The organism is Cupriavidus sp. 94F1 (genome assembly GCF_057798875.1).
This window is the reverse complement of the sequence record NZ_JBYOJT010000001.1, coordinates 64576-91125: the sequence shown is the minus strand read 5'-3', so window position 1 is coordinate 91125 and position 26550 is coordinate 64576. Positions and strand designations below refer to the sequence as shown.

The following is a 26550-nucleotide window of genomic DNA, read 5'->3' as shown; positions in this document are numbered from 1 at the left end:
TCGGTGTCGGGGCGGCCCGCCTATCCTGTGTTGCGCTCGAAGGGACAGCCCGCCGGGTCGGGGCCGCCGTGGTTGGCGAGGATCCGCAGCAGCATGCCGCGCAGCGCCTCGATCTCGTCATGGGTGAAGCCCTCGAAATGACGGCGCATGACATTGCAGAAGACGGCCGGGAGCTTTTCGACCATGGCGTTGCCGGCCGGGGTGATCGACAGGTCCACCACCCGGCGGTCGTCGTCGCGGCGCGTGCGCGCGATCAGGCCGCGCTTTTCCATGCGGCTCAGCAGGCGCGTGACCGATCCGGCATCGGTGTTCAGCTTGCGGGCCAGGTCGGTCACCGTGGTGGCCTCGCCCTTGGCCAGCATCATCAGGCAGCTTGCCTGGGCCTGGGTCATGTCCAGGCTGCTGACCTCCTGCTCCACGCCCTGCGACAGCGTGTTCTTGGCGCGCCCCAGCAGGTAGCCGACGCTCTTGCCGATTTCATAGTCGGCCGGGTCGAACAGGTCTTCGGGCGGGGGTAGGGGTGTCGGGTAGGTCATCTCTTGTCGCTGCAATCTTTGCCTGGGCAAATATAAGCATGCCGCAAGTGATGTTCAAGCACTGAAATTTGTTATTGCGGAAAACGCAATGACGCGTCTTGATCTATGCTGGACAGCAATAGGGTGTTCTGCGCTGCAACATGCTAGAATGTCGGGTTAATTTTTTCCGATAGCTCCGCCTTCAGGGGACGCCGAATGACCCGCGCCATCCGTAATATCGCCATCATCGCTCACGTCGATCATGGCAAGACCACCCTGGTCGACCAACTCCTGCGCCAGGCAGGCACCTTCCGCGACAACCAGCAAATCGCCGAACGGGTGATGGACTCGAACGACCTGGAAAAGGAACGCGGGATTACCATCCTCGCGAAGAACTGTGCCGTCGAGTACAACGGCACGCACATCAACATTGTCGATACCCCGGGCCACGCCGACTTCGGCGGTGAAGTGGAGCGCGTCCTGTCGATGGTCGACGGCGTGCTGCTGCTGGTGGACGCCGTGGAAGGCCCGATGCCGCAAACGCGTTTCGTGACGCGCAAGGCACTGGCCCTGGGCCTGAAGCCCATCGTGGTGATCAACAAGATCGACCGCCCGGGCGCCCGCCCGGACTGGGTGATCAACCAGACCTTCGACCTGTTCGACAAGCTGGGCGCCAACGACGACCAGCTCGATTTCTCGGTGATCTACGCGTCGGGCCTGAACGGCTACGCCGGCCTGACCGAGGACGTGCGCGACGGCGACATGAAGCCGCTGTTCGAGACCGTGCTGGACAAGGTACCGGTGCGTAACGACGACCCGAACGGCCCGCTGCAGATGCAGATCATCTCGCTGGACTATTCGAGCTACGTCGGCAAGATCGGCGTGGGCCGCATTTCCCGTGGCCGCGCCAAGCCGCTGCAGGACGTGGTGGTCAAGTTCGGCCCGGAAGGCAATCCGATCAAGGGCCGTATCAACCAGGTGCTGAAGTTCAGCGGCCTGGAGCGCGAAATCGTGGCCGAGGCGGAAGCCGGCGACATCGTGCTGATCAACGGTATCGAGGAACTGGGCATCGGCTGCACCGTGTGCGCCCCGGAAGCCCAGGACGCGCTGCCGATGCTGAAGGTGGACGAGCCGACGCTGACGATGAACTTCTGCGTCAACACGTCGCCGCTGGCCGGCCGTGAAGGCAAGTTCGTGACCAGCCGCCAGCTGCGCGAGCGTCTGGACCGCGAACTGAAGTCGAACGTGGCGCTGCGCGTGGCCGATACCGGCGACGACACCATCTTCGAAGTGTCGGGCCGTGGCGAACTGCACCTGACCATTCTGCTGGAAAACATGCGCCGTGAAGGCTACGAGCTGGCCGTGTCGCGTCCGCGCGTGGTGTTCAAGGACATCGGCGGCGTCAAGCACGAGCCGTACGAACTGCTGACCGTGGACGTCGAAGACGGCCACCAGGGTTCGGTCATGGAAGAGCTGGGCCGCCGCAAGGGCGAACTGCTCGACATGGCGTCGGACGGCAAGGGCCGTACCCGCCTGGAATACCGCATTCCGGCGCGTGGCCTGATCGGCTTCCAGGGTGAATTCCTGACGCTGACCCGTGGTACGGGCCTGATCAGCCACATCTTCGACGACTACGCGCCGGTGCGCGAAGGCGGCCTGGGCGAGCGCCACAACGGCGTGCTGATCTCGCAGGACGACGGCGACGCCGTGGCCTACGCGCTGTGGAAGCTGCAGGATCGCGGCCGCATGTTCGTGAAGCCGGGCGATGCGCTGTACGAAGGCATGATCATCGGCATCCACAGCCGCGACAACGACCTGGTCGTGAACCCGATCAAGGGCAAGCAGCTGACCAACGTGCGCGCGTCGGGTACCGACGAAGCGGTGCGCCTGGTGCCGCCGATCCAGATGTCGCTGGAATACGCGGTGGAATTCATCGCCGACGACGAACTGGTGGAAATCACGCCGAAGAGCATCCGTCTGCGCAAGCGTCACCTGAAGGAGCACGAGCGCAAGCGTGCTTCGCGCGACGCGAACTGATTTCCGGCGTCCGGCCTGCTGGCCGGTCCTTGGAAACGAAAACCGCGCCCATGTGGCGCGGTTTTTTTTCGTCGCCCGACTTAGGTTTGCTCCCCTCTCCCGCTCGCGGGAGAGGGGCCGGGGGAGAGGGCAAGCATATCAACCTCCGAAGCCGCAGCCCGTGGTCCTCGCCACTCCGGCGGCTTCCACAAATACCGGAGATCGCGCTCGCGCCGCACATCGGCAAACATGTCGCGCCATTCGTGAAACGTCAGCGTCAGCGGGTTGTAGGTACGGACCTGGCGCGTGATGCCGTATTGCGGCGCCTCCTGCTCGGGCACGAAGGTGCCGAACATGCGGTCCCAGACCGTCAGCACGCCGGCGTAGTTGCGGTCGATGTACTGCGGATTCTTCGCATGATGTACGCGGTGCACACTTGGCGTATTGACGATCTTCTCAACGATCGGCCAGCGTTGTCCGAGCCGCGTATGGACGAAGAACTGGAACGCGAGGTTCAGGCCGACGGCCAGGATGACCCAATCTGGAGAAAATCCGATAAAAGCCAGCGGAATCCAGAACATCCACATGCCCGAGACCGGATAGGTCAGGCTTTGCCGGAACGCCGTGGAGAAGTTCATGCCTTCCGACGAGTGATGGGCCACGTGCGACGCCCACATCCATCGCACCCGATGGCTGGCGCGGTGGAACCAGTAATAAAGAAAGTCCTGCAGCAGCAACAGCAGCGCAAAAGACCACCACGTCTGGGGCACGGCGCGCAGGCCGTGGGCGTAGCACCATGTGTAGACCGTGCGGATCATCAACCAGAGAAAGAAGGCGTCCGATGCCTGGTGCATCAGCGCCAGCGTGGCGTTCGACAGCGTGTCGCGCCAACTGTAGACCGAGCGGTCGCGCCTGGACCAGTACCAGGCCTCCCAGCCAATCGTCAGCACGAAGACTGGCGCGAAGGCTAGCAGGATCAGGCCGGGGTCAAAACCCTGGGCGGGGGTAGCGCCCGATGTCATGGAGGATGTCATGGCGCAAGTGTGCATATTTCCGCCAGATTCGCACCGAGGATTTCCTCCATACGCACGTCAAGTGGCGCCCGCTTAACGTTTTGCGATCCATCACGAAAATGAAGGACTGACTATCACCGGGAGGCAATCAAGTCGGCCACGACAATGCCGTCATTGGGGCGACGGCCATGGAGGAGTGGCCGATATTCAAGTCACGGAGAGAACTGCCCCATGTTTCGCAACACTACGATTGGAACCCGTTTGTGGCTTCTGACAATTGTCACAAACTTGTTGCTGTTGATTGTCGGTGCCGTTGGTTGGATCGGCATGTCGCGTAGCAACGACGCCACGCGCCAGATCTACCAGCAGCAATTGTCGGCCGCCACGTATCTGGCGGAGGCGCGCTCGAATCAACTGCTGGTGCGTGTGCTGCTGGACCAGGCGGCCTTTGCCACCGAGGCGGCCGATGCCAAGGCCCGCGCCGCCACGGCCCAGGACTTCGCGCGGCTGTCCGACGCCGCATGGCAGTCGTATCTGGCCATTCCGCGAACCGACGAGCAGACACGCGCCACCGAGAATGTGTCAGAGAAACGCCGCGCGCTGTTCCAGGAGGGCGTGACGCCGATGATCGCCGCCCTCAACGCGGGCAACCGCGAGGCGATGATGAAGGCGGTCATGGAGACAATTCCGAAACTCGATATCCAGTTCACCGCCGTCAATACGGAACTTGGGCGCCTGCAAGTGGAAAGCGCCAAGGCCGTCTACGAGAATTCCCAGCATCGCTACGACAGGCTGCTGACCGTTTCCATCGCGGTCCTGGTGCTTGGCCTGGCGTTCAGCACCGTGGTGGCCTGGCGCCTGCGTGCGTCGATCGTCCATCCGCTGGATATCGCCATTGGCCGTTTCGCGCGCATGGCGGACGGCGATCTTAGTATTTCGGCGATGCGCGATGGCGCTGCAATCGCCGACGAGCACGCAAGAAGCGAGACCAGCCGCATGCTCGGCATGCTGGGGCGCATGCAGGGGCGTCTGGCCGAGATGGTGGGCGAAGTGCGCAGCGGCGCCGATTCGATTGCGGCGGCGAGCCAGCAGATTGCCAGCGGGAATGCCAACCTGTCGCAGCGTACCGAGCAGCAGGCCGCGTCGCTTCAGGAGACCGCTTCGAGCATGGAGGAGTTGACCAGCACCGTGCGCCACAACGCCGATAGCGCCCGCGAGGCCAGCACCTTGGCGGTGGATGCGCGCCGGCTGGCAGAGACCGGCAGCCAGGCCGTGTCGCGGGTGCAGAGCACGATGCAGCAGATCGACACCGGCGCCAACAAGGTGGTGGACATCATCGAGGTGATCGAGAAGATCGCCTTCCAGACCAATATCCTGGCGCTCAATGCGGCCGTGGAGGCCGCGCGGGCCGGCGAGCACGGCCGTGGCTTCGCGGTGGTGGCGGGCGACGTGCGCGATCTGTCGCAGCGGTGCGCGGCGGCGTCGAAGGAAATCCGCACGCTGATCGGCGCCTCGGTGTCGAATGTGCGCGAAGGCACATCGCTGGTGGACGACGCGGAGCGCGCCATGCAGGACATCGTCAATGCGGTGCGCCGCGTGAGCGATATCGTCGGCGGCATCAGCGCGGCGTCGGACGAACAGTCGCGCGGCATCGAACAGGTGAACGTGGCCGTCTCGCATATGGACGGCATGACGCAGCAGAACGCGGCGCTGGTGGAGGAAGCCGCCGCGGCGGCCGGGTCGCTCGAAGACCAGGCGCAACGGCTGACAGGGCTGATGTCGGCCTTCCGGCTGGCGTGATCGCCAGGGCTGCAGCGGCTCGACAGACGATAAGCCGATTCTGAAACGGCGCCGTCATCGAATCCGGGCAAGGCAGGTGGCGTAAAATTGCCGCCTACTGGAACGGAGACGGATATGACGGAGTTTGTATCGACGGCGGTGCAGGGCGGTGTGGCCTATCTGACGCTGACCCGCCCGCAGGCCCTGAATGCGTTGTCGCTCGACATGATTCGCGCGATCACGCAGGCGTTGCAGCAGTGGGAAACCGATGCCGCCGTGCATGCGGTGGTGGTGGCCGGCGCGGGCGGCAAGGCGTTCTGCGCCGGCGGCGATATCCGCTGGTTCCATCAGGCGTACTACGCCAACGACCCGATGCTCGACCAGTTCTTTGTCGAGGAGTACGCGCTCAACCATCTGATCCACCGCTACCGCAAGCCCTATATCGCCCTGATGGACGGCGTGGTGATGGGCGGCGGCATGGGCATCTCGCAGGGCGCCCGGCTGCGCATCGTCACCGACCGTACCAAGATGGCGATGCCGGAGACGAACATCGGCCTGTTCCCCGATGTGGGCGGCGGCTGGTTCCTGGCGCGTACGCCGGGCCATATCGGCGAGTACCTGGGCCTGACCGGCACGGTGATTCACGCCGCCGACGCCCTGTACGCGAAGCTGGCCGATGCCTATCTGCCGGCCAATGTGATGGCGGAACTGGCGGCATCGCTGCAGGCGCATGCGTTTGACAGCGGCGACGCCGTGCTGGCCCATATCGCCACCTTCACGGGTCAGCACGCGGCGGCGTGCGTGCCGCACGCCAGCCCGCTGGCCCAGCATGCCGGCATGATCGACACGCTGTTTGCCGGCGCCACGGCGCAGGAGATTCTGAGCGCGGTCAGTGACACGGCCGGCGACTGGGCGGCCCAGACCGCCGCCACGCTGCGCAGCCGGTCACCGCTGATGCTTTGCGTCACGCTGGAACAGATCCGCCGTGCGCGCACGATGACGCTGGAAGACGAGCTGCGCATGGAGCTCGACATGATGTACGACGTGTTCCGTCATGGCGACGGCATCGAGGGCATCCGCGCGCTGGTCATCGACAAGGACCACCAGCCGAAATGGAATCCGGCCCGCCTTGACGAAGTGACGCCGGGCCGCGTGCGCGCGTTCTTCGACAGCAAGTGGCGGCGCGAGGAACATCCGCTGGCATCGCTGGCGTAGTCGCTCCGCCCGCTGCGCCATTTGCATCGGCATGGGCGTTGCGCGCGGTGGCCGGCGGCGGCCATGCAAGTCAAGTACAGTGTGGGCAGGGCTGGCCCTGCTGCCGGAGCCGGCCTGTGATTCACTTCGACCGTGTGTGAACAGTGAAAGGAACCGTAATGAGCAATCCTCGTGATGTCGCCGTACTGGTGGGAAGCCTGCGCAAGGAATCCCTGAACCTGAAACTGGCCAAGGCCCTGGCCGCGATTGCGCCGCCGCAGCTCAAGCTCGATATCGTCGAGATTCGCCAGTTGTCCCACTACAACCAGGATGACGACGCCAATCCGCCATCGGAATGGGTGGCCTTCCGTGACCGTATCCGCCGCGCCGATGCCGTCCTGTTCGTTACCCCTGAATACAACCGCTCGGTGCCGGGCGTGCTGAAAAATGCCATCGACGTGGGATCGCGCCCGTATGGGGAAAGCGCCTGGGACGGCAAGCCGGGTGGCGTGATCAGCGCGTCGCCGGGCAATATCGGCGGCTTTGGCGCCAACCACCACCTGCGCCAGTCGCTGGTGTTCCTGAATATTCCGGTGCTGCAACAGCCGGAAGCCTATATCAGCGGGGTGGACAAGCTGTTCGATGAGCAGGGCGGCATCAGCAACGACTCGACCCGGGGCTTCCTGAGCAAGTACCTGACGACCTTCGCGGCCTGGATCGACCGCAACGCCGCGGCGCGCTGACAGTCGGCCGCCGATCGCGCCAGTCCGATTCAAACGTCGGTAAGCCCCGTCCTACAAGGCGAAGCGGGGGAGACCCGACACCGGCAGTGACCCCTGCTTTCTATAGTGAAGCCATGTTCAAACACATAGACAAGGAGGAAACACCATGCCGTACATTCTCGCCTGGCTGCTCGGCGTCCCGGCCTTCGTCCTGATCCTGATCTGGCTCTTCATGCACTGAGTGCAGCCCGCCCAACATGAGAGACGGCGCCTCCGGGCGCCGTTTTTACTGGCCGCGTGCCGCGCACCCGATGTGAGCGTTCCGGGGCGCTGCTCAGGAACGTCATCTCGCGTATACTTGCGGGTCTTCCTCAGTCCGTGGACCCAGAACCGTACCCGGACGCTCCCTCGACGCCATACCCATGACTGCAAATCCGCGCCGCATCTCGGTTGCCCCGATGATGGACTGGACTGATCGCCACTGCCGCACGTTCCATCGCGCGCTGAGCCAGCACACCTGGCTTTATACCGAGATGGTCACCACGGGCGCGCTGCTGCATGGCGATGTGGCGCGGCATCTCGATTTCGACGCGGCCGAGCAGCCCGTGGCACTGCAGCTGGGCGGTAGTGAACCTGCCGATCTCGCGCAGGCGGCGAAGCTGGGTGAGCAGTGGGGCTACAAGGAAATCAACCTCAATTGCGGGTGCCCCTCGGAGCGCGTGCAGCGCGGTGCGTTCGGCGCGTGCCTGATGGCAGAGCCCCAGCTGGTTGCCGATTGCGTCAAGGCGATGCGGGATGTGGTGTCGGTGCCCGTGACGGTGAAGCATCGCATTGGTATCGACACGATCGAGCACTATGACTTTGTTCGCGACTTCGTTGGCATTATTGCCGACGCCGGTTGCGAAACATTTATCGTGCACGCCCGTAATGCCATTCTGAAAGGCCTTAGCCCGAAAGAAAATCGGGAAATTCCGCCGTTGCGGTACGAAGTTGCATACCAGCTGAAGAAAGAATTTCCGCAGCTGGAAATCCTGATTAACGGCGGCATTGTCTCTTATGGCGAAATGGAAGAACATTTGCGCCACGTGGATGGGGTAATGATCGGCCGTCAGGCTTACCACGATCCTTATATCCTCGCCGAAATGGACAGCCGTTTCTACGGCGTTGAATCGCCGATTCCAACGCGCGAAGACGCCGAAATGGCCATGCAAGCCTATATCGGCCATCTGGTGGAGCGGGGCGGCTATATGGGCGCTGCCACCCGGCATATGCTGGGCCTCCATCGCGGGGTCTATGGCGGACGCGGCTGGCGCCGGGTGCTGTCGGATGCACGGCGCATGAACGCTGCCCGCACCCGGGCCGACGTGGATGCGCTATTCGAAGAAGCGCGTTCCCATCTGCGTCCAGACCTCCTGGAGGCGGCCTGAGCGACCCCCGAACGTGACGATCGTATGCGGGCTGGACTGGAGGAAAAACTCTAATTTCGAACGATCGTGCTATGCACATGCCGCAAATGTATGCCCCAAGGGCGTTTGCGGCGGTTGAGGTGACTGGAAACCCGCGTGGGCAAAGGGATTCCCCTAATTCGCCAGTCCTGCGGCATGTTCTTACACTGTGCCTGCCCTCGAATACAGGGCTTTCTTCAACTGATTTTTGAGCCCGCCGTGTGCGGGCTTTTTTTCTGCCCCGTCTCGTTGTTACCACAGCAACCGTGGGTTTGCCCGGATGGTGCGCCGTGCGTTCGGGGTCTACATTGAATGTGCCTTCAGGGCATTGAGATCGCTAATTTAAGAGTCCGCTTGCGAGCGGGCTCTTTTTTTTCGTGGGTCGCGCCATGCACGAATCGCGCATAAAACCGTGGCGTACCTGAACACCAAAAAAAAAGCAGGCGATGCTCGTCGGGAGTGATCGCCTGTCGGGAATGTCGAGGGGGTCAATGTCCCTCGGGGAAGAGTATCCAACAGCATTATTTGCGACAGAACCCTGCCGTGGTGGGGCAAGACCTCCGCTTTTGAAGGGCAGGCCGATACGTCAAGCTCGGGCTATTGTTAAGACATGCCCTGTCGAGCGGCGCGTAGGTCATGTTACGATGCGCTGAAAAATGCCGCGACATTAGCCGGCATGGCGTGGGAGTCGTATCTTCACGGATGCGGCGCCAAGTGGGGGAAAAGCAGTTGGGCTGGCCGGTTCGAGCGGTGTGACGGGGAATGTCGAAGCCAGTGAATCGGAAGCGAGCCCTGAGGAAACGAAATGGAAGCGGAAGAACCATTCGGTGAAGTCTTCGAGGACTACCGGGTGATCTGGGTAGCCGAGCAACTGCAGGACGGCAAATGGACTGCGCGCTATTGCTGGCACCCAGGCACATCGATCGACGCCGGCAAGGCGTTGCAGCGCGACGTCCTGAATGGCAAGTCGAAACGCTTGCTTGGACTTTTTCCGAGCGAGGCAGAGATCATCGCTGCGATCAAGGAAGCCGTGCTGCTGGAAGCGAAGTGGGTGGGCCCCCGATGAAGTCCGGAAGCCATCCGCCAGCGAATCCGAAATTTTTTTGTGCGGAATACTAGCCATCAGCAGAGAATGCTTGTATAGTCTTGTTCTTCGCTGATCGACACAACGGTCAACGAAAAATCTCTACGGTGGCTGTAGCTCAGTTGGTAGAGTCCAGGATTGTGATTCCTGTCGTCGTGGGTTCGAGTCCCATCAGCCACCCCAAAGAATTCCCTTGCAAAACAGCCGCTTAGTCAAGCGGCTGTTTTGCTTTGCACGCATCCCTTCCCACCATCCCTTCCGCCTGGTGCAACCGACCTGACAGCATCCGATTGCGATCGCATACGCCAAGGCGAAGCCGGTCGATGGGCGAAAAAAACCGGACGTTGGCGGGGTCGACAAGGTCCGGTTCTGCGCATGACGCGAATGCGCAGTGATGCGGTTGCGCGCTGATCCGCGTGGCACGCGGCCAGATTTCAATCGAGCAGTTTCGTGGTCGGTTCTGCCAGTTCCAGCATGCGGCAGATGGCTGCCATGTTGCCGACCATCGTGCGACGTTGCGCGCCCTGGTAGACGCGGACGCCCTTGATTTGCCGGAACGGGACCGGCTTGACCGGGCGGCGGGAAGCGATGGGATTCGATTGCAGCATGGCAACACCTCGTAATTTGCGACAGCAGTGGTCCGCGCCCGTCGTCCAGCAAGGACGGGGCGGCATGGGCAAAGCAAAGCGGGTGACCAGGGCAGACGGCCGTGCTGCCTAAGTCTCGGGAGCCGGAGTCGCTGTCAGGCGCCTCCGATCACGCTAGAAGCCTGACGATCGGATCAGGCCGACAGCGATACCTTCAAGGGAGAACTCGTCGCGGCCCGAATGGAGCACGATGTTCTGGAAATCGGGGTTTTCTGCGATCAGTTCGATCGTGTCGCCGCGTTTCTTCAGGCGCTTGACCGTGACGTCCTCGCCCAGGCGGGCTACGACGATCTTGCCGTTGGCTGCCTCGCTGGCTTTCTTCACGGCCAGCAGGTCGCCATCGAGAATGCCGGCGTCGCGCATACTCAGGCCGCGTACGCGCAGCAGGTAGTCCGGACGCTCGTCGAAGACCGATGCATCCACCTGGTACTGACGGTCGATATGTTCTGCGGCAAGGATCGGGCTGCCCGCAGCGACGCGACCGACCAGCGGCAGCGTCAACTGCAGCACGCCTGCCATTGGCAGCGAGAACTGGTCGGAACGTTCCGAATCGCTGCGTGCCACCTTGAGCCGGATGCCGCGCGATGCGCCGGGGGTCAGTTCGATGACGCCCTTGCGTGCCAGCGCCCGCAGATGTTCCTCGGCCGAATTGGGCGAGGAAAAACCAAACTCGGCGGCGATCTCTGCGCGCGTGGGCGGGAAGCCCGTGTTGCGGATCGTGTCGCGGATCAGATCGAAAATCTGCTGCTGCCGGGGTGTCAGGGTCGCCATGGTTCGCCGGTCTCTCGTGCCGAAGCACTGTATGTTTAAACAGTATGCTGTGATTTTATACAGTATCGTGTGAAGTGCAAGCACAATTTGCGCAGTGGGCTCTACATGGGCGACGGCGGCACCGGTGGCTTCGCGGGTTTGCCAAGGGGGCGCTGGGGCGGGGTGGCAGTTACAATCGTCGGCCAGATCCCGGGCCGCGCCCGCCCGGCCAGCCCCCTCAGTCAGCCTATTTACATGTCAGCGTCTTCCTCATCGTTGCCCCGTGTCGTCGTGCTTGCCACCGGCGGCACCATTGCCGGATCGTCCGGCGACCCCGCCAGCAGTGCCCAGTACCAGGCGGCTACCGTGCCGGTGTCGCAACTGGTCCAGGCCGTGCCCGCGCTGGCCGATGTCGCGCGCGTGGAGGCCGAGCAGGTGGCGCAGGTCGACAGCAAGGACATGACGTTCGGTCTCTGGCAGCAGCTGGCGGCGCGGGTGGCGTACTGGTCCGGCCAATCGGACGTGGCCGGCATCGTGATTACGCACGGCACCGATACGCTTGAAGAAACGGCGATGTTTTTGCACCTGACGCAGCCGTGTCCCGTGCCGGTGATCATCACTGCGGCGATGCGCCCGGCAACGTCGCTGTCGGCGGATGGCCCGCTGAACCTGCTCGATGCGGTGCGCGTCGCGGCCCATCCGGACGCGCGGGGCCTGGCTGTGCTGGTGGTGCTGAACCAGCAGATCCACGCCGGGCGCGACGTGACCAAGGCGCATACGTCCGCCGTCGATGCCTTTGTCTCGCCGAATGCCGGTCCGGTCGGCTACGTGCAGGACGCCTATATTCGATTCACGCGTACGCCGTCCCGGCGGGAGGCGCCGTGCTTGCCGGTGCCGTCGGCCTGGCCGATGGTGGAGATCGTGGTCAGCCATGCCCAGCCGGGCAGGGTGGCCGTGGATGCACTGGTGTCGGCTGGTGTGAAGGGGCTGGTCGTGGCCGCCACCGGCAATGGCTCGGTCCACGAAACCCTGGTGGCGGCGTTGGCCGATGCGGCGGCGGCTGGTGTGGCAGTGGTGCGCAGTTCACGTACTGGCGCCGGCCATGTGTCGATTCCGGCGCGGCCGGCGGCGGGGGCTGGCCTGTTTGCGTCGGCGGCCGACCTCAACCCTTACAAGGCGCGCGTGCTGCTGCTGGTGGCGCTGGCAGCCGACCCCGCGCTCGGCGTCGATGCCGGGCGCCTGCAGTCGCTTTTTGCCGCCTGCTGAGCCGCCTGCACCGCGTACCTTGCGGATTCCCGGGTTTCCGGGCTATACTCGCCGGCTATTCAACCTTGCCGCACCGGACGTGACGCCCGGGTGGCTCATCCCAAAAGGAGCGTCAATGCGTCATTACGAAATCGTATTTATCGTCCATCCGGACCAAAGCGAACAAGTGCCGGCGATGATCGAGCGTTACAAGCAGCTCGTCACGTCGCAAAATGGCCAGATCCATCGCGTGGAAGACTGGGGTCGTCGTCAGATGGCCTACATGATCCAGAAGCTGGCCAAGGCTCACTACGTTTGTCTGAACATCGAATGCGGCAAGGACACGCTGGCTGAACTCGAGCACGCGTTCAAGTTCAATGACGCCGTGCTGCGTCACCTGATCGTCCAGACCAAGAAGGCTGAAACCGCGCCGTCGCCGATGATGAAGGAAGTGCAGCGCGAAGAAGCCCGCAAGGCCGCGCAAACGACCACGGAAGGCCAGGCCGCCTGAGTGCGGACTGCTGTGTCGCGGTGAACCAGCTTCGGCTGACCGCCACGCTCGCCGAGCGAGATACGCTGCGCTATACGCCAGCCGGCATCCCTGTCGTCAACTGCATCCTGCAGCATGCCGGCGAGGTGATGGAGGCGGAAACGCCCAGGCAGGTGGAATTCGCAGTGGTGGCCATGGGCATCGGCCCGATTGGCCAGCGGCTCGAGCGCATGCCGCTCGGCACGCTGCTCGACTGCGAAGGCTTTCTGGCCCGCAAGCACCGCAACAGCAAGACACTGGTCTTTCACATCACTCGATGTAAAGCATTCGAAAAGGATTGAATCATGGCATTCGTCAAACGTGACAACAAGAACAAGAAGCGCTTCCAGCAACAGAACCCGCTGTTCAAGCGCAAGCGCTTCTGCCGCTTCACCGTGGCTGGCGTCGAACAGATCGACTACAAGGATCTGGACACGCTGAAGGACTTCATCGGCGACAACGGCAAGATCACGCCGGCTCGTCTGACCGGTACCAAGGCGCACTATCAGCGTCAGCTGGATACGGCCATCAAGCGCGCCCGCTTCCTGGCGCTGATGCCGTACACCGACCTGCACAAGAACTGATAGTCCCGGGACCGCAAGGAGAAATACACGATGCAAGTCATTCTGCTGGAAAAAGTCATCAACCTGGGCAACCTGGGCGACATCGTTCGCGTGAAGGACGGTTACGCACGTAACTTCCTGATCCCGACCAAGCGCGCTCGCCGTGCTACGCAAACCGCCATCGCCGAATTCGAAGTGAAGCGCGCCGAGCTGGAAAAGGCCGCTGCCGCCAAGCTGGCTGCTTCGCAAGCCGAAGGCGAGAAGCTGAACGGTCTGACCGTCCAGATCACGCAGAAGTCGGGCGTGGACGGCCGTCTGTTCGGTTCGGTGACCAACGCCGACATCGCCCAAGCCCTGGAAGGCCAAGGCTTCAAGGTCGAGAAGTCGCAAGTGCGCCTGCCGAACGGCCCGCTGAAGATGGTTGGCGACTACGCCGTTGGCGTGTCGCTGCACACCGACGTGCTGGTCGACATCACCGTTTCGGTGCTGGGCGAGCACGTCTAAGCTGTACGCGTCCACGATGTGCCGGTCCGGACCGGCGCGTCGGATGCACAAAAAAGGCAGGAGCCACGCTCCTGCCTTTTTTTGTTTTTTGCGTGGCGCCCGGCGCCGTTATAATTCCCTCCCATGAACGCGCCCGCCGCAGATCCCCAACTAGACAACCTCAAGGTTCCTCCGCACTCGATCGAGGCCGAACAATCGGTGCTTGGCGGGTTGCTGCTGGATAACGCCGCCTGGGACCGCATCGCCGACTTCCTGTCCGAAGCCGATTTCTATCGGTTTGACCATCGGGTGATCTTCCAGAGCATCGCCCGCCTGATCTCCGCCACCAAGCCGGCGGACGTGATCACGGTCTTCGAAATGCTTCAGGTGGCCGGCAAGGCCGAGGAAGTGGGCGGGCTGGCCTATCTGAATTCGCTGGCGCAGAATACGCCGAGCGCAGCCAATATCCGTCGCTACGCCGAGATCGTTCGGGAACGCTCGGTCCTGCGCAAGCTTGTGACGGTTGCCGACGACATCGCTTCCGCGGCTTTCGCGCCCAAGGGGCGCGAGGTGCGCGAACTGCTCGACGAGGCCGAATCCAAGGTTTTTGCGATTGCGGAAGAAGGCTCGCGTGGCCAGAAGGGCTTTCAGGAGATCCAGCCGCTGCTGACGCAGGTGGTGGAGCGGATCGACGAGCTCTATCACCGCGACAGCACCACGGACGTGACCGGCGTGCCGACCGGCTTCATCGACCTGGACCGCATGACCAGCGGTATGCAGCCGGGCGACCTGATTATCGTCGCCGGTCGCCCCTCGATGGGTAAAACCGCGTTTTCGCTGAATATTGGCGAGCATGTGGCGGTAGAGCAGGGCTTGCCCGTGGCCGTGTTCTCGATGGAAATGGCAGGCGTGCAGCTGGCCATGCGTATGCTGGGCTCGGTGGGTCGCCTGGACCAGCACCGCCTGCGTACCGGCCGCCTGCTGGACGAGGACTGGCCGCGGCTGACGCACTCGATCCAGCGCATGAACGATGCGCAGCTGTTCATCGACGAGACGCCTGCGCTGAATCCAATGGAATTGCGGGCCCGTTCGCGCCGGCTGGCGCGCCAGTGCGGCCAGCTGGGCCTGATCATCATCGATTACCTGCAGCTGATGTCGGGATCGGGTGGCGGGGAAAACCGGGCCACGGAAATTTCCGAAATTTCTCGGTCGTTGAAGGGGCTGGCCAAGGAGCTCAACTGCCCGGTTATCGCGCTGTCGCAGCTGAACCGAAGCCTGGAGCAACGTCCGAACAAGCGCCCCGTCATGTCCGACCTGCGCGAATCGGGCGCCATCGAACAGGATGCCGACGTCATTCTGTTCATCTATCGCGACGAGGTCTACAACCCTGACTCGCAGGACAAGGGGACTTCCGAAATTATCATCGGCAAGCAGCGTAACGGGCCGATCGGCACCGTTAGGCTCACGTTCCTGGGTCAATTCACGAAGTTCGACAACTTCAGCGGCGGCCCGGCGTTCTTCGACAACGACACCTGATTCTCAGGGGGTTACACCGCTGGACGGTGCAACCCTGTAAAATATTGCGCTTTGATGACAGCCGCCCACGAGGCGGCTGTCGTGCGATTGCTCTGCCTCCCATTTGCAACACACAACCGAGCGTGCCGTCAGGTACGCCACAAGGACATTTCATGTTCGGCCGTTTCATGCCCACCGAGGGCAAGTTCTTCGAATACTTCAACCAGCACGCCGATTGCGCCGTTACCGCCGCGCACGAGCTGGAAGCGTTGGTCAATGACCTGCCCAACGCCGAAGGCCATGCCCGACGCGTGCAGGCTACCGAAAAGAAGGCAGACCGTATCACGCACGACACGATCGACCTGCTGCACAAGACCTTCATCACGCCGCTGGACCGTGACGAGATCCACAAGCTCATCACGACCATGGATGACATCCTGGACCTGATGGAGGACGTGGCCGAGACGATCTCGCTGTACGACGTCACGCACCTGACCGACGAAGCCCGCCGGCTGGCCACGATCTGCGTGCAGTGCTGCGAAGCCGTCAAGATCGCCGTGGGACTGCTCGAAGACATGGGCAACGCCAGCACGATCCTGAAGACGGCCCAGCAGATCGACCAGCTCGAATCGGAAGCCGACCGCGTCATGCGCTCGGCCATGTCGAAGCTGTTCCGCGACGAGACCGACGTCAAGCGTCTGATCAAGCTGAAGGCGATCTACGAGCAGCTGGAGTCCATCACCGACAAGTGCGAGGACGTGGCGAACATCATCGAAGGCATCGTCCTGGAAAACGCCTGAGGCTCCCACTGGCATGCAAACAGTACAAATGAGCTTGTGGGTCATCGGGTTGCTGGTGGCGCTGGCATTGCTGTTCGACTTCATGAACGGCTTTCACGACGCGGCCAATTCGATTGCCACGGTGGTCTCCACGGGCGTGCTGAAGCCGCACCATGCCGTGGCCATGGCGGCCATGTGCAACGTGGTGGCGATCTTCATCTTCCACCTGAAGGTGGCGGCCACGGTGGGTACGGGCACGATTGACGTGCATATCGTCGATCACTACGTGATTTTCGGCGCGCTGGTCGGCGCTATTGCGTGGAACGTGATTACCTGGCTGTACGGTATTCCGTCGTCGTCGTCGCACGCGCTGATCGGCGGCCTGGTGGGCGCCGCGGTGGCCAAGGGCGGCACGGGCGTGCTGGTGGGCAACGGCCTGCTGAAGACGGTGGCCTTCATCCTGATCTCGCCGCTGCTGGGCTTTATCCTGGGCTCGCTGATGATGGTGATCGTGGGCTGGACGTTCTTCCGGACGCCGCCGTCGCGCGTGGACCGCTGGTTCCGCCGGCTGCAGCTGGTTTCGGCGTCGCTCTACAGCCTGGGACACGGCGGCAACGACGCGCAAAAGACCATCGGCATTATCTGGATGCTGCTGATCGCCAGTGGCCACGTGGCCGTCGGCGGTGCGGAGCCGCCGATGTGGGTCATCGTGAGCTGCTACGTGGCCATTGGCATGGGCACGCTGTTCGGCGGCTGGCGGATCGTGCGGACCATGGGCCAGAAGATCACCAAGCTGAAGCCCGTGGGCGGCTTCTGCGCGGAAACCGGCGGCGCGATTACGCTGTTCATCGCTTCGGCGCTGGGCGTGCCGGTGTCGACGACGCATACCATCACCGGCGCCATCGTCGGCGTTGGCTCGGCGCAGAAGATGTCGGCCGTGCGCTGGGGCGTGGCGGGCAATATCGTATGGGCGTGGGTGCTGACGATTCCAGCATCGGCGTTCATGTCGGCCATCGCCTGGTGGATCGGCAAGCAGATCCTGTAAGCCTTGCCGGACGTATCGGCAGATGAAAAAGCCAGGCATTGCGCCTGGCTTTTTTGCTATTGATTAGCGAATGCCGCGATCGGGTCGTCGTCCGGCGGTGGGGCTGAGGGTGCGGCGGGCGCCGGCATGGGCGAGGTCGGGGCGGGCGTGATCGACGGTGCAGGGGCCGGCGCAGGCGCAGGCGTCATTGGCAGATTGCTGGCCGCCACGACACGCCGCGCGCCGTTGTAGCGCGAGGCCCAGTAGGACTTGCCCATGTCTTCGAGCCGGACCGTGCCGCCGGTGGCCGGCGCGTGCACGAACCGGTTCTGTCCGACATAGATGCCGACATGCGAGTTGGCGCGGCCGGTGGTATTGAAGAAGACCAGGTCGCCCGATGCCACGTCGCTACGGTCGAGCGATACGCCGCGCTGGCCCATCTGCTCGGTGGTGCGCGGCAGGTTGACGCTGGCGGCGCGCTGCACCACGTAGCGGACCAGGCCGCTGCAGTCGAAGCCGGAATCGGGCGTGTTGCCGCCGTAGCGGTAGGGCGTGCCGACCAGCGACATCGCCTGGATCGAGATTTCTTCCAGGCCGGCGCTCGGGTCGATCATGGGCTTGCCCGGGGTCCGGGGCAGCGAAGACGTATGGCGGGCAGGGGGGCCGCCGGCGCAAGCGGCCAGCAACAGGGCGCTGGCACACAGTGCAGTCAGGGCGAGCCGGGACGAACTCCGCGATGGCGGAGCCGGGGACATCGACACACGCGCCGGGCGCGGTGAGGGCGGCAATAAAAGCGGGCGCTGCGGCATCCTTCTTGTCGTTCGGTTGCCGGGTCAGGCGTCCGCCCCACCGTACAGGGTGGGTGCCAGCGAAAATTTCCAGGTGGAACTACCAAGTAGCACTACCAGCGCAACTGCGCGTTGCGCGTACCGGTACTGATCTTGATGGACTTTGGCTGACCCTTGTAACTGGCCTCGATATTGTAGCTGCCTTCCGGCGCACGTATGAGGCAGCGCGGGCCGCCCGCACGGAAATCGGCCACATTCTGGCCGTCGCGTGTCAGTTTTACGTCAACATCGGCCAGGTATTCGCCATTGGCCCCCCGGGTGAACAGGATGCCCATGTTGAAGTTCTTCTCCTGTTCGGCCAGCCTGGCCCGTTCGTCCTCGGCAATGCCGCCGCAGACATAGCTGACCGGGCCCATGGTGCGGATCACCATTTCATTGCCTGCCGGGGCGCTCGCTGCCGGGGCACTGCCTGCCGGCGTGCTGGCGTCCGCGGCCTTGGCCGGCTGCAGGGCGGCCGCCACGATGACCGTGGCGCCAATCAGCGCAGCCACGGCAAGGCGCTTGCGCCGGGCGGCGCGCGCGTTATGGGAAAACAGGGTCCTACTGGTGGACAGGTATCTGCTGAAAGACTGTTGCCTGTTCATCGACGCCTCCGTATCGACATGAACACCCGGTCATCATAGCCGGGTCGTGCGGTGCTGGCTGTCGGCCAAACGCCGACGCTGTGGGTTGCACCACACTACGCGATGCGGCCACGGCCGGCCATGGAACAGGCCGGCCGTGGAAGTGCCAGGTTTGCAGTGACTGACGCGTTACAGCACGTCCGCAGCGTGGTCGGCCAGGCGCGAACGCTCGCCGCGGGCCAGCGTCACATGGCCGCTATGGCTCCAGCCCTTGAAGCGGTCCACCACGTAGGTCAGGCCGGACGAGCCTTCGGTCAGGTACGGCGTGTCGATCTGCGCGATATTGCCCAGGCAGATGATCTTGGTGCCGGGGCCCGCCCGGGTAACCAGGGTCTTCATCTGCTTCGGCGTCAGGTTCTGCGCTTCATCGATGATCACGAACTTGTTGACGAAGGTACGGCCGCGCATGAAGTTCATGCTCTTGACCTTGATACGCGAGCGGATCAGTTCCTGCGTCGCCGCGCGGCCCCATTCGCCGGCGCTGTCGTCGCTCTTCTGCAGCACTTCGAGGTTGTCGTCGAAGGCCCCCATCCACGGCTGCATCTTCTCTTCCTCGGTGCCCGGCAGGAAGCCGATGTCCTCGCCCACGGGCACGGTGGCACGCGTGACGATGATCTCGTTGTAGAGCTTCTGGTCCAGCACCTGTTCGAGGCCAGCTGCCAGCGCCAGCAGCGTCTTGCCGGTGCCGGCCTGGCCCAGCAGCGTCACGAAATCGACGTCGGGGCTCATGAGCAGGTTCAGCGCAAAGTTCTGCTCGCGGTTGCGGGCCACCACGCTCCACACGTTGTTCTTGTTGTGGGTGTAGTCCCTGAGCGTCTGCAGCAGGGCGGTCTTGCCGTTGATCTCCTTGACCTGGGCGTACAGCGGCAGGCTGCCGTCCATCGGCTCCAGATAGACGAACTGGTTGACCAGGAACGACGGCACCAGCGGGCCGGTCAGGCGATAGAACATCGTGCCCGACTTCGGGTCCTGCCAGCTTTCCACGCCCTTGCCGTGCTTGGCCCAGAAGTCGTTGGGCAGCTGCATCACGCCCGAGTACAGCAGGTCCTTGTCTTCCAGGACCTGGTCGTTGAAGTAGTCCTCGGCCGGCAGGCCCAGCGCGCGGGCCTTGATGCGCATGTTGATGTCTTTCGACACCAGCACCACCTGGCGCTCCGGATACTGCTGCTGCAGCGCGCTGACCACGGCCAGGATCTGGTTGTCGGCCTTGCCTTGTGGCAGGCCCTCGGGCAGCTTGATGTCGTTCAGGCGGGTCTGGAAGAACAGCTTGCCGGCCGCGTCGCGGTTGCCGAGCGTGGCCAGCGGCAGGCCTTCGTCGAGCACGCCGTCGGTGCCGCCCACGAGCTGGTCCAGCGTGCGGCTGACCATGCGCGCGTTGCGTGCGACTTCGCTCATGCCCTTCTTGTGGTTGTCCAGCTCCTCGAGCGTCATCATCGGCAGATAGATGTCGTGTTCCTCGAAGCGGAACAGCGAGCTCGGGTCGTGCATCAGCACGTTGGTGTCGAGCACGAACAGCTTGCTGGGGCCTGCGGACTTGCGCGTGCGGCGCGTGGGGCCGGCGGCCGGCTTGACCAGGCTGACGGACGGCGATGCCGGCGGGGTGGCGACCGGCGCCGGGGCGTCGGCGGTCTTGGCCCGGGTTGTGCTGCCGGCGCGTGCGCGGGTGGCGGGCGCCTCGGTGTCGCCGGTCTCGAGCAGTGCCACACGCTCGAGGACCGGCACGGGTTTCTTACCCTGCGCGGCTTTGGCCTTGGGCAGTGTCACCGGAGCGAACTCGCTCGGGTCCAGCAGTTGGGCAGGCTTGGCGGGCATGGTAGGCAGCGGCATGCTTGGCTTTCCTTTCAGGGGAGCAAACGGGGGCGAAAAAGCTGGCTTACAGCCGGGCGTACAACCAGGAAACGGCGGAAATCGGGAAAACCGGAGTGGCGGGACGCAAGGCGTCCCGGAAGGAAACCAACCAGGAAACAAAAAAGCCGCCAGTCCTGGAATACAGGGGTGGCGGCTTGTCTGCGGTCCCGCGACGCGGCAGGTCCGCTACCAGCCCTGGGACTGTGCCTGTCGGGCCGGGACGTTACTGCAGCGTGGCAACTGTGATCGGAACGCATTGAGGCCAAATCTACCCGAAGGTTTTGGCTTTTGCAATCGGTCAGACTCTCGTCGCGGTTGCGCAACTGTCATCGGGCCGCGCAACGCGCGGGTTGCCTCGCCGAGGATGTTCCGGTTCACATCCCCTTGACGATTTCCAGCACCTCGTCCACGTGGTTCGGCACCTTGATGCCCCGCATTTCGTGGCGCAGCACGCCCTTGGCGTCGAGGATGAAGGTGCTGCGCTCGATGCCGCGCACTTCCTTGCCATACATCTTTTTCATCTTGATGACATCGAAGAGGCTGCAGATGGCTTCGTCCGCGTCGGAGATCAGCTCGAAGGGCAGCTCCAGCTTGGCCTTGAAGTTCTCGTGCGACTTCAGGCTGTCGCGCGAAATGCCGAAGACCCTTACGCCGGCGGCCTCGAAGGCGTCATGCTGGTCCCGGAAATTCATGGCCTCGGTGGTGCAGCCCGGCGTGTTGTCCTTCGGGTAGAAGTACAGCACCGTGGTCTTGCCGCGCTGGTCGGCAAGACGGAAATCCCCGCCCGTAGCGGGGGCCTGGAAGTCGGGAACGGCCTTGTTGAGACTGACGGTCATGCTGGTGGCTCTCCTGGATGGCAGTGCATCATCGGTGACGGCAGCGGCCGATTATTGGTGGTGTTCGCCCGGACCTGCGCCATGGCGGGTGCAGATTGGGGCAGTTGGCCGGACTTCAAGCGTGGCGCAGCCGCAACCCGGCAAAAAAGCGGCGCCTGGGCAGCCGAGACCGACACGTCAGCCCTGTGCAGCGGGCTCCACCAGCAGCACCGCCGCGACCTTGCGGCCCTCGGCCATCAGAATATTGTAGGTGCGGCATGCAGCCTGCAGGTCCATGGCGTCCACGCCGATATGCAGGCGCGCCAGCGCTGCCGTCAGGCGCGGATGCGGAAAGCGCAGCCGGTTGCCGGTGCCCAGCAGCACGACTTCCGGCTTCTTCTCCAGCAGCGCCTCGAAGTGGGTCGGTTCCAGGTCTTCGAAGCGGCCCACCGGCCAGGGCGCGACATCGCCCTCGGGCATGACCAGCACCGACTGGTCGTGTCGCACCGCATTGATTTCGACATAGCCGGGGCCGTAGCCGGTCACGGTATTCAGGTTCTGGGGTTGGTCGGCGTGGAGTTTCAAGGAGGGGGCCTCATGCCGCCCGGGGTGTCCGGAGGCCGCTCCCTGGGGTGGGACGGGCGGCCGGATCGGCTACGGAAGGGGCGGGCGGCGGGTTGGTGGCAGGATCGTGCGCGCGGGGAGCCAAAAGGCTCGCTGCAATGCAAGAATCCATGCCGAAGTCTGTCATAATCCGATATCTTATAGCTTTTGGTGCGACACGCACTTTTCGTGTCCGGTAGCTCATCGTTAAGAGCACGCTCAATAGAGCATCGACCTTTGCTGAGACAAGGGGAAGGCCTCGGCCTGAACCGTCCAATCTCAGCCATTTCTTGCTTTGACAAGCCCAGCCGCAAGGTTGGAGCGAGTCCATGTGTTGTGGGAAGGCCAGCGTATCGGCTAACACACAGCTTGCTTTCTGCTGGATGGATTTCCAGCCATTGCCCAAAGGCGTGGACGCTTGCCTTTGGGCAGGTGTCTTTGCAGTACGCACGCTCCCCGGAGGGTGCGGGTGGACATGCAGCAGCAGTTTCGCTGCGTGTTCGCTACATAGCATTTAAACCGGCCCAATAGGGGCGGCGCTACGTTCTTTGGGACGCAGACCATGCGCTCGCAAGAGCCCGTCTGTCGTCAAGCGCCTGCCAGCACGGAGGCACTGAAGCAATGAAGTGAGGTTCCCGGAGCGATAGCTCTGCGCGTTATGGTTCGGTCGAATACACCCGCGAGGGTGCCTCGATAGAGAACCTGCTATGCGACTAGCAGTAGCCTAGGGAGACATGCGTCACTGGTAACGGTGGGGTGTGAAGCTCTCCTGACAACGTAGCCCCTGTAAGGGTGCGTCCCTGTCGTGAGATAGGTTCGCAGAGACTCCGAGCAGCAATGGGGTCAAGGAGCCAGGCTGACTGGTATGGGCAATGTAAGTGAACTGCTGATAAACGTCGTAAATAAGGCGGTGCCAAAGCTGCTGATAGGCACTAACCAAACGGTACGTGATCGGATGCTCCGCTCGAAAGTCGGAGTACGTCGCTAGATAGATCACCGGCGAAGAGGCAGGCCCTAACCCAGTCGTGTAATGCGCAGGGAACGTGGTAAGCCCGTATGGCTGCCGGAGCGCCATATGGCTCTGGCAGGCGAACCGCAAGGGACGCTGTTGGCTGTGCGGGTATGGGAGGTTGGAGAAAGCGAACGCCGGGTTGTAATGATCCGGATAGGGGTTGAAACATTACCTCACGCGAAAGCGGGCAGACTTCCAACTGGTCTTTCGTCGCAAGACGGCTGACTGAACTCGCTTGTTTAATTTTCTTCCCTTTGGGGGGTGACATGCCCCCAAGGGGGCATGTTGTCTCTGCTGTTTGGGGAAGTCCTCAAGATAGGAGAGCAGCATGGAAGCATTGATCCGCGAGGATGAATCTGCGCCCTCCGGCATCCCGCAGCGATGGGGCGACATCAATTGGCGCCGCGTCGACCGGAATGTTCGGGCAATGCAGATTCGAATTGCGAAGGCAACACAGGAAGGGGATTGGCGCAGGGTGAAAGCCCTGCAACGATCCCTGACCCGCTCGTTTTCCGCCAAAGCATCGGCGGTGAGGCGAGTGGCGATGAACCAAGGTGCGCGGACGGCAGGAGTCGACCGCGTAGAGTGGGACTCACCTGAAGCCCGATGGGAAGCCATCGGGCGGTTGAAGCGCCGGGGGTATCGCCCGCTGCCGTTAAGGCGGGTGTACATCCCCAAGGCAAATGGGAAAGAACGCCCTCTGGGCATTCCGACCATGCACGACCGGGCCATGCAGGCGCTGTATCTGCTGGCGCTGGAACCGGTGTCCGAAGGAACGAGCGACCCGAACTCTTACGGGTTTCGGATCAATCGCTCTACTGCGGATGCCATGTCCCAGCTGTTTGTTTCCCTATCCAAGAAAGCCTCGGCTCAATGGGTGCTGGAAGCAGACATCAAAGGGTGCTTTGACCATATCAGCCACGACTGGCTGGAGCGCAATGTCCCAATGGATAAAGCAATCCTACGGAAGTGGTTGAAAGCGGGCGTGGTATTTCAGGGCCAGTTTCAGGCGACCGATGCTGGAACACCACAGGGGGGCATCATTTCCCCGACCTTGGCAAATGTGGCACTGAACGGGTTGGAACAACAACTGATCGAGTCCTTGCGGGCAAGACTGGGCGTTGCCAACACGAAGAAGCTGAAAGTGAACGTCGTACGGTACGCGGATGACTTTGTGATTACCGGCAACACGCCGGAAGTTTTGGAGCACGAAGTGAAGCCGTGGGTAGAACAGTTCCTAGCAACACGGGGACTGACGCTCTCCACGGAGAAAACACGAATCGTCAACATCGCTGACGGCTTTGACTTTCTTGGGTGGAATTTCCGGAAATACTCGGGAACGCTGCTCATCAAACCGAGCAAGAAAAACGCGCAAGCGTTCTATCGCAAGGTCACGGAGGTCATCGGAGCACATAGGGGGAAACGGACGGCAGATCTAATCCAGACGTTGAACCCGATGCTGAGGGGCTGGGCGCAGTATCACAGCCCAGTGGTTGCGAAAGCGATGTTCGCCCGCATGGAGCATCTGATCTTTAGGTCTCTATGGAGGTGGGCAAAGCGGCGACACCGAAGGAAGGATACCGAGTGGGTGCGAAGGACATACTTCGCCTCAGTTGGGAACCGGAACTGGGTGTTCGGTGCCACGATGTGGAATAGGGCGGGTGAGCGCTACTGGATGGAACTGTATTCGATGCCGAGTACGCCTATCCGGAGGCACAAGAAGGTTCGCGGGGACTACCATCCCTTCGACCCAGCGCAGGAAATGTATGGCGAAACGCTGCGGCAGGAACGTATGGCAGAAAGCATGTCGTACCGAAGGCAGTGGGCAAAGCTGTTCATGTCCCAGCGGGGCTTGTGTGCGGTATGCCAGAGCAAGATTACCAAAGAGACAGGATGGGATGACCATCACATCGAACCTCGGGTATCCGGGGGCTCGGATGCTCTAGGAAACCGCGTTCTGGTGCACCCCGATTGTCATGTTCAAGTCCATTTCCACGGCCAAGTTGCTGTGAAGCCGGTGTATGATTCGTCCATATACTTTGTAGAGGCTTGAGCCGTATGCGGGGAAACTCGCACGTACGGTTCTTAGGGGGGAGGGGGTCAGTAATGACCTTCTCCTACCCTACCCTCCCGGTCTGCCACGCCCGACTGCTGCCCAGCGACGCGCGCCGCCAGACGTCCAGGACAATCCAGAAGATTCCCAAGACCGCTGCCGCCGAGACCGGCAGCTTGCCCTGACATCGCCGAAACCGCCGTGAAACCCATCCAGAAATCGAACAAGCTCCAGAACGTTTGCTATGACATCCGCGGCCCGGTGCTGGAAAAGGCCAAGCAGATGGAGGAAGAGGGGCACAAGATCATCAAGCTGAACATCGGCAACCTGGCCGTGTTCGGGTTCGATGCGCCGGAGGAAATCCAGCAGGACATGATGCGCAACCTGCCGAATTCGGCAGGTTATTCCGATTCCAAGGGCATTTTCGCCGCGCGCAAGGCGATCATGCACTACACCCAGGAAAAGAAAATCCAGGGCGTGGAGCTGGACGACATCTACGTGGGCAACGGCGCGTCCGAGCTGATCGTGATGTCGATGAACGCGCTGCTCAACAGCGGCGACGAAGTGCTGGTGCCGGCGCCCGACTATCCGCTCTGGACGGCCGCGGTGAGCCTGTCGGGCGGCACGCCCGTCCACTATGTGTGCGACGAGGCCAACGAGTGGATGCCAGATCTGGACGACATCCGCCGCAAGATCACGCCGAACACGCGGGCCATCGTCGTGATCAACCCGAACAACCCGACCGGTGCGCTGTATTCGGACGAACTGCTGCAATCGATCGTCACCATCGCGCGCGAGCACGGGCTGATCATCTTCGCCGACGAGATCTACGACAAGGTCCTGTACGACGGCAACGCGCACACGTCGATCGGCTCGCTGTCCACCGACGTGCTGACCGTGACCTTCAACGGCCTGTCGAAGAACTACCGCTCGTGCGGCTACCGTGCCGGCTGGATGGTGGTGTCGGGTGACAAGCGCCCGGCGCAGGACTATATCGAAGGCCTGAACATGCTGTCGTCGATGCGCCTGTGCGCCAATGTGCCGGGCCAGTGGGCAATCCAGACCGCGCTGGGCGGCTATCAGAGCATCAACGACCTGGTCGCCGAAGGCGGGCGTCTGCGCCGGCAGCGCGACCTGGCCCACGAACTGATCACGCAGATCCCCGGCATTACCTGCGTCAAGCCCAAGGCGGCGCTGTACCTGTTCCCGAAGCTCGACCTGTCGATGTATCCGATCCAGGACGACCAGGAATTCATCTACGAGCTGCTGCAGGAGTCGAAGGTGCTGCTGGTGCAGGGCACGGGCTTCAACTGGGACGCGCCGGACCATTTCCGGATCGTGTTCCTGCCACACGAGGAAGACCTGCGCGAGGCGGTCAGCCGCGTGGCGCGCTTCCTTGAGAACTATCGCAAACGTCACGGCACGGCCTGAGCCGCCGGGGCGCC

At 62.7% G+C, this 26550-nt stretch carries 25 protein-coding genes and 1 tRNA gene; 17 read left to right on the top strand and 9 right to left on the bottom strand.

Annotation, left to right across the window (positions count from 1 at the left end; genetic code table 11):
• Nucleotides 1-20 precede the first annotated feature (20 nt).
• Nucleotides 21-536 carry a MarR family winged helix-turn-helix transcriptional regulator gene (locus tag AC3FJ6_RS00420; protein WP_488770307.1) on the bottom strand — a complete coding sequence of 172 codons (516 nt, stop codon included), beginning with the start codon at nt 534-536 and terminating at the stop codon, nt 21-23.
• A gap of 195 nt (nt 537-731) precedes the next feature.
• On the opposite strand from AC3FJ6_RS00420, the gene typA reads away from it, so the two are divergent.
• Nucleotides 732-2552, top strand: coding sequence for a translational GTPase TypA (gene typA / locus AC3FJ6_RS00415; RefSeq protein WP_029051050.1), 1821 nt, complete (start codon nt 732-734; stop codon nt 2550-2552).
• Between the two features lie 80 nt (nt 2553-2632).
• Here typA and AC3FJ6_RS00410 read toward each other — a convergent pair whose 3' ends face one another.
• A complete protein-coding gene (locus tag AC3FJ6_RS00410) occupies nt 2633-3553 on the bottom strand; it encodes a sterol desaturase family protein (protein ID WP_488770306.1) in 921 nt (306 codons plus the stop codon).
• A gap of 222 nt (nt 3554-3775) precedes the next feature.
• On the opposite strand from AC3FJ6_RS00410, the gene AC3FJ6_RS00405 reads away from it, so the two are divergent.
• The 6 genes from AC3FJ6_RS00405 (at nt 3776) to AC3FJ6_RS00380 (ending at nt 9951) form a co-directional block, all read left to right on the top strand.
• Complete coding sequence (locus tag AC3FJ6_RS00405; protein WP_488770305.1) at nt 3776-5344, top strand: methyl-accepting chemotaxis protein; 1569 nt, start codon at nt 3776-3778, stop codon at nt 5342-5344.
• Between the two features lie 114 nt (nt 5345-5458).
• Nucleotides 5459-6538, top strand: a complete 1080-nt coding sequence (locus AC3FJ6_RS00400; protein ID WP_488770304.1) for an enoyl-CoA hydratase/isomerase family protein — start codon at nt 5459-5461, stop codon at nt 6536-6538.
• Between the two features lie 158 nt (nt 6539-6696).
• Complete coding sequence (locus AC3FJ6_RS00395; RefSeq protein ID WP_153945208.1) at nt 6697-7260, top strand: NADPH-dependent FMN reductase; 564 nt, start codon at nt 6697-6699, stop codon at nt 7258-7260.
• A 401-nt stretch (nt 7261-7661) separates the two neighbouring features.
• Entirely contained in the window at nt 7662-8666 is a 1005-nt protein-coding gene (gene dusA, locus AC3FJ6_RS00390; RefSeq protein ID WP_488770303.1) for a tRNA dihydrouridine(20/20a) synthase DusA, read from the top strand.
• 823 nt (nt 8667-9489) lie between these two features.
• Nucleotides 9490-9750 (top strand): hypothetical protein, encoded by a 261-nt coding sequence (locus tag AC3FJ6_RS00385; RefSeq protein WP_488770302.1) that lies wholly within the window; start codon nt 9490-9492, stop codon nt 9748-9750.
• Nucleotides 9751-9875: 125 nt separating this feature from the next.
• Nucleotides 9876-9951 (top strand) — tRNA-His (locus AC3FJ6_RS00380).
• A 251-nt stretch (nt 9952-10202) separates the two neighbouring features.
• On the opposite strand, the gene AC3FJ6_RS00375 is transcribed toward AC3FJ6_RS00380, so the two are convergent.
• Nucleotides 10203-10376, bottom strand: coding sequence for a hypothetical protein (locus AC3FJ6_RS00375; protein WP_194946421.1), 174 nt, complete (start codon nt 10374-10376; stop codon nt 10203-10205).
• Between the two features lie 153 nt (nt 10377-10529).
• The gene (gene lexA / locus AC3FJ6_RS00370) at nt 10530-11186 is read right to left on the bottom strand and encodes a transcriptional repressor LexA (RefSeq protein ID WP_153945205.1); all 657 of its coding nucleotides are present in this window, start codon (nt 11184-11186) and stop codon (nt 10530-10532) included.
• A 234-nt stretch (nt 11187-11420) separates the two neighbouring features.
• Between lexA and AC3FJ6_RS00365 the strand changes: the two genes are divergently transcribed.
• From AC3FJ6_RS00365 to AC3FJ6_RS00330, 8 genes are all read left to right on the top strand, one after another.
• Nucleotides 11421-12431 carry an asparaginase gene (locus tag AC3FJ6_RS00365; RefSeq protein ID WP_488770301.1) on the top strand — a complete coding sequence of 337 codons (1011 nt, stop codon included), beginning with the start codon at nt 11421-11423 and terminating at the stop codon, nt 12429-12431.
• 115 nt (nt 12432-12546) lie between these two features.
• Complete coding sequence (gene rpsF / locus AC3FJ6_RS00360) at nt 12547-12921, top strand: 30S ribosomal protein S6 (protein WP_029051059.1); 375 nt, start codon at nt 12547-12549, stop codon at nt 12919-12921.
• A gap of 20 nt (nt 12922-12941) precedes the next feature.
• Nucleotides 12942-13241, top strand: coding sequence for a primosomal replication protein N (gene priB / locus AC3FJ6_RS00355; RefSeq protein WP_029051060.1), 300 nt, complete (start codon nt 12942-12944; stop codon nt 13239-13241).
• 3 nt (nt 13242-13244) lie between these two features.
• Nucleotides 13245-13523 (top strand): 30S ribosomal protein S18, encoded by a 279-nt coding sequence (rpsR, locus tag AC3FJ6_RS00350; protein WP_006163606.1) that lies wholly within the window; start codon nt 13245-13247, stop codon nt 13521-13523.
• Between the two features lie 30 nt (nt 13524-13553).
• Entirely contained in the window at nt 13554-14006 is a 453-nt protein-coding gene (gene rplI / locus AC3FJ6_RS00345) for a 50S ribosomal protein L9 (protein ID WP_029051061.1), read from the top strand.
• A gap of 123 nt (nt 14007-14129) precedes the next feature.
• A complete protein-coding gene (locus AC3FJ6_RS00340; protein WP_029051062.1) occupies nt 14130-15521 on the top strand; it encodes a replicative DNA helicase in 1392 nt (463 codons plus the stop codon).
• A 152-nt stretch (nt 15522-15673) separates the two neighbouring features.
• Nucleotides 15674-16300 carry a DUF47 domain-containing protein gene (locus AC3FJ6_RS00335; RefSeq protein ID WP_029051063.1) on the top strand — a complete coding sequence of 209 codons (627 nt, stop codon included), beginning with the start codon at nt 15674-15676 and terminating at the stop codon, nt 16298-16300.
• Nucleotides 16301-16313: 13 nt separating this feature from the next.
• On the top strand, nt 16314-17324 hold the full coding sequence (locus tag AC3FJ6_RS00330) for an inorganic phosphate transporter (protein ID WP_092594047.1): 1011 nt from the start codon (nt 16314-16316) through the stop codon (nt 17322-17324).
• 56 nt (nt 17325-17380) lie between these two features.
• On the opposite strand, the gene AC3FJ6_RS00325 is transcribed toward AC3FJ6_RS00330, so the two are convergent.
• The 5 genes from AC3FJ6_RS00325 to AC3FJ6_RS00305 form a co-directional block, all read right to left on the bottom strand.
• Entirely contained in the window at nt 17381-18058 is a 678-nt protein-coding gene (locus AC3FJ6_RS00325) for a C40 family peptidase (RefSeq protein WP_488770300.1), read from the bottom strand.
• A 146-nt stretch (nt 18059-18204) separates the two neighbouring features.
• Nucleotides 18205-18735, bottom strand: coding sequence for a hypothetical protein (locus AC3FJ6_RS00320; protein WP_488770299.1), 531 nt, complete (start codon nt 18733-18735; stop codon nt 18205-18207).
• Between the two features lie 168 nt (nt 18736-18903).
• Entirely contained in the window at nt 18904-20601 is a 1698-nt protein-coding gene (locus AC3FJ6_RS00315; protein ID WP_488770298.1) for a PhoH family protein, read from the bottom strand.
• A 395-nt stretch (nt 20602-20996) separates the two neighbouring features.
• Nucleotides 20997-21458, bottom strand: coding sequence for a peroxiredoxin (locus AC3FJ6_RS00310; RefSeq protein WP_488770297.1), 462 nt, complete (start codon nt 21456-21458; stop codon nt 20997-20999).
• Nucleotides 21459-21635: 177 nt separating this feature from the next.
• Nucleotides 21636-22022, bottom strand: a complete 387-nt coding sequence (locus tag AC3FJ6_RS00305) for an Mth938-like domain-containing protein (protein ID WP_488770296.1) — start codon at nt 22020-22022, stop codon at nt 21636-21638.
• Between the two features lie 1358 nt (nt 22023-23380).
• Between AC3FJ6_RS00305 and ltrA the strand changes: the two genes are divergently transcribed.
• Both ltrA and AC3FJ6_RS00295 read left to right on the top strand, forming a co-directional pair.
• Nucleotides 23381-25105, top strand: a complete 1725-nt coding sequence (gene ltrA, locus AC3FJ6_RS00300; protein ID WP_488770295.1) for a group II intron reverse transcriptase/maturase — start codon at nt 23381-23383, stop codon at nt 25103-25105.
• Between the two features lie 201 nt (nt 25106-25306).
• Nucleotides 25307-26536 (top strand): pyridoxal phosphate-dependent aminotransferase, encoded by a 1230-nt coding sequence (locus AC3FJ6_RS00295; RefSeq protein WP_400393186.1) that lies wholly within the window; start codon nt 25307-25309, stop codon nt 26534-26536.
• The last annotated feature ends 14 nt before the right edge of the window (nt 26537-26550 follow it).

What these genes read in the sequence shown, in the direction of transcription:
- AC3FJ6_RS00420 (WP_488770307.1), bottom strand. Translation starts at nt 536, where the DNA reads ATGACCTACCCGACACCCCTACCCCCGCCCGAAGACCTGTTCGACCCG.
- ltrA (WP_488770295.1), top strand. Translation starts at nt 23,381, where the DNA reads ATGGAAGCATTGATCCGCGAGGATGAATCTGCGCCCTCCGGCATCCCG.
- AC3FJ6_RS00320 (WP_488770299.1), bottom strand. Translation starts at nt 18,735, where the DNA reads ATGAACAGGCAACAGTCTTTCAGCAGATACCTGTCCACCAGTAGGACC.
- AC3FJ6_RS00405 (WP_488770305.1), top strand. Translation starts at nt 3,776, where the DNA reads ATGTTTCGCAACACTACGATTGGAACCCGTTTGTGGCTTCTGACAATT.
- rplI (WP_029051061.1), top strand. Translation starts at nt 13,554, where the DNA reads ATGCAAGTCATTCTGCTGGAAAAAGTCATCAACCTGGGCAACCTGGGC.
- AC3FJ6_RS00410 (WP_488770306.1), bottom strand. Translation starts at nt 3,553, where the DNA reads ATGACATCGGGCGCTACCCCCGCCCAGGGTTTTGACCCCGGCCTGATC.
- AC3FJ6_RS00340 (WP_029051062.1), top strand. Translation starts at nt 14,130, where the DNA reads ATGAACGCGCCCGCCGCAGATCCCCAACTAGACAACCTCAAGGTTCCT.
- AC3FJ6_RS00310 (WP_488770297.1), bottom strand. Translation starts at nt 21,458, where the DNA reads ATGACCGTCAGTCTCAACAAGGCCGTTCCCGACTTCCAGGCCCCCGCT.
- AC3FJ6_RS00385 (WP_488770302.1), top strand. Translation starts at nt 9,490, where the DNA reads ATGGAAGCGGAAGAACCATTCGGTGAAGTCTTCGAGGACTACCGGGTG.
- AC3FJ6_RS00330 (WP_092594047.1), top strand. Translation starts at nt 16,314, where the DNA reads ATGCAAACAGTACAAATGAGCTTGTGGGTCATCGGGTTGCTGGTGGCG.
- dusA (WP_488770303.1), top strand. Translation starts at nt 7,662, where the DNA reads ATGACTGCAAATCCGCGCCGCATCTCGGTTGCCCCGATGATGGACTGG.
- AC3FJ6_RS00315 (WP_488770298.1), bottom strand. Translation starts at nt 20,601, where the DNA reads ATGCCGCTGCCTACCATGCCCGCCAAGCCTGCCCAACTGCTGGACCCG.
- lexA (WP_153945205.1), bottom strand. Translation starts at nt 11,186, where the DNA reads ATGGCGACCCTGACACCCCGGCAGCAGCAGATTTTCGATCTGATCCGC.
- typA (WP_029051050.1), top strand. Translation starts at nt 732, where the DNA reads ATGACCCGCGCCATCCGTAATATCGCCATCATCGCTCACGTCGATCAT.
- AC3FJ6_RS00375 (WP_194946421.1), bottom strand. Translation starts at nt 10,376, where the DNA reads ATGCTGCAATCGAATCCCATCGCTTCCCGCCGCCCGGTCAAGCCGGTC.
- AC3FJ6_RS00335 (WP_029051063.1), top strand. Translation starts at nt 15,674, where the DNA reads ATGTTCGGCCGTTTCATGCCCACCGAGGGCAAGTTCTTCGAATACTTC.
- AC3FJ6_RS00325 (WP_488770300.1), bottom strand. Translation starts at nt 18,058, where the DNA reads ATGTCCCCGGCTCCGCCATCGCGGAGTTCGTCCCGGCTCGCCCTGACT.
- rpsF (WP_029051059.1), top strand. Translation starts at nt 12,547, where the DNA reads ATGCGTCATTACGAAATCGTATTTATCGTCCATCCGGACCAAAGCGAA.
- AC3FJ6_RS00395 (WP_153945208.1), top strand. Translation starts at nt 6,697, where the DNA reads ATGAGCAATCCTCGTGATGTCGCCGTACTGGTGGGAAGCCTGCGCAAG.
- AC3FJ6_RS00400 (WP_488770304.1), top strand. Translation starts at nt 5,459, where the DNA reads ATGACGGAGTTTGTATCGACGGCGGTGCAGGGCGGTGTGGCCTATCTG.
- AC3FJ6_RS00365 (WP_488770301.1), top strand. Translation starts at nt 11,421, where the DNA reads ATGTCAGCGTCTTCCTCATCGTTGCCCCGTGTCGTCGTGCTTGCCACC.
- rpsR (WP_006163606.1), top strand. Translation starts at nt 13,245, where the DNA reads ATGGCATTCGTCAAACGTGACAACAAGAACAAGAAGCGCTTCCAGCAA.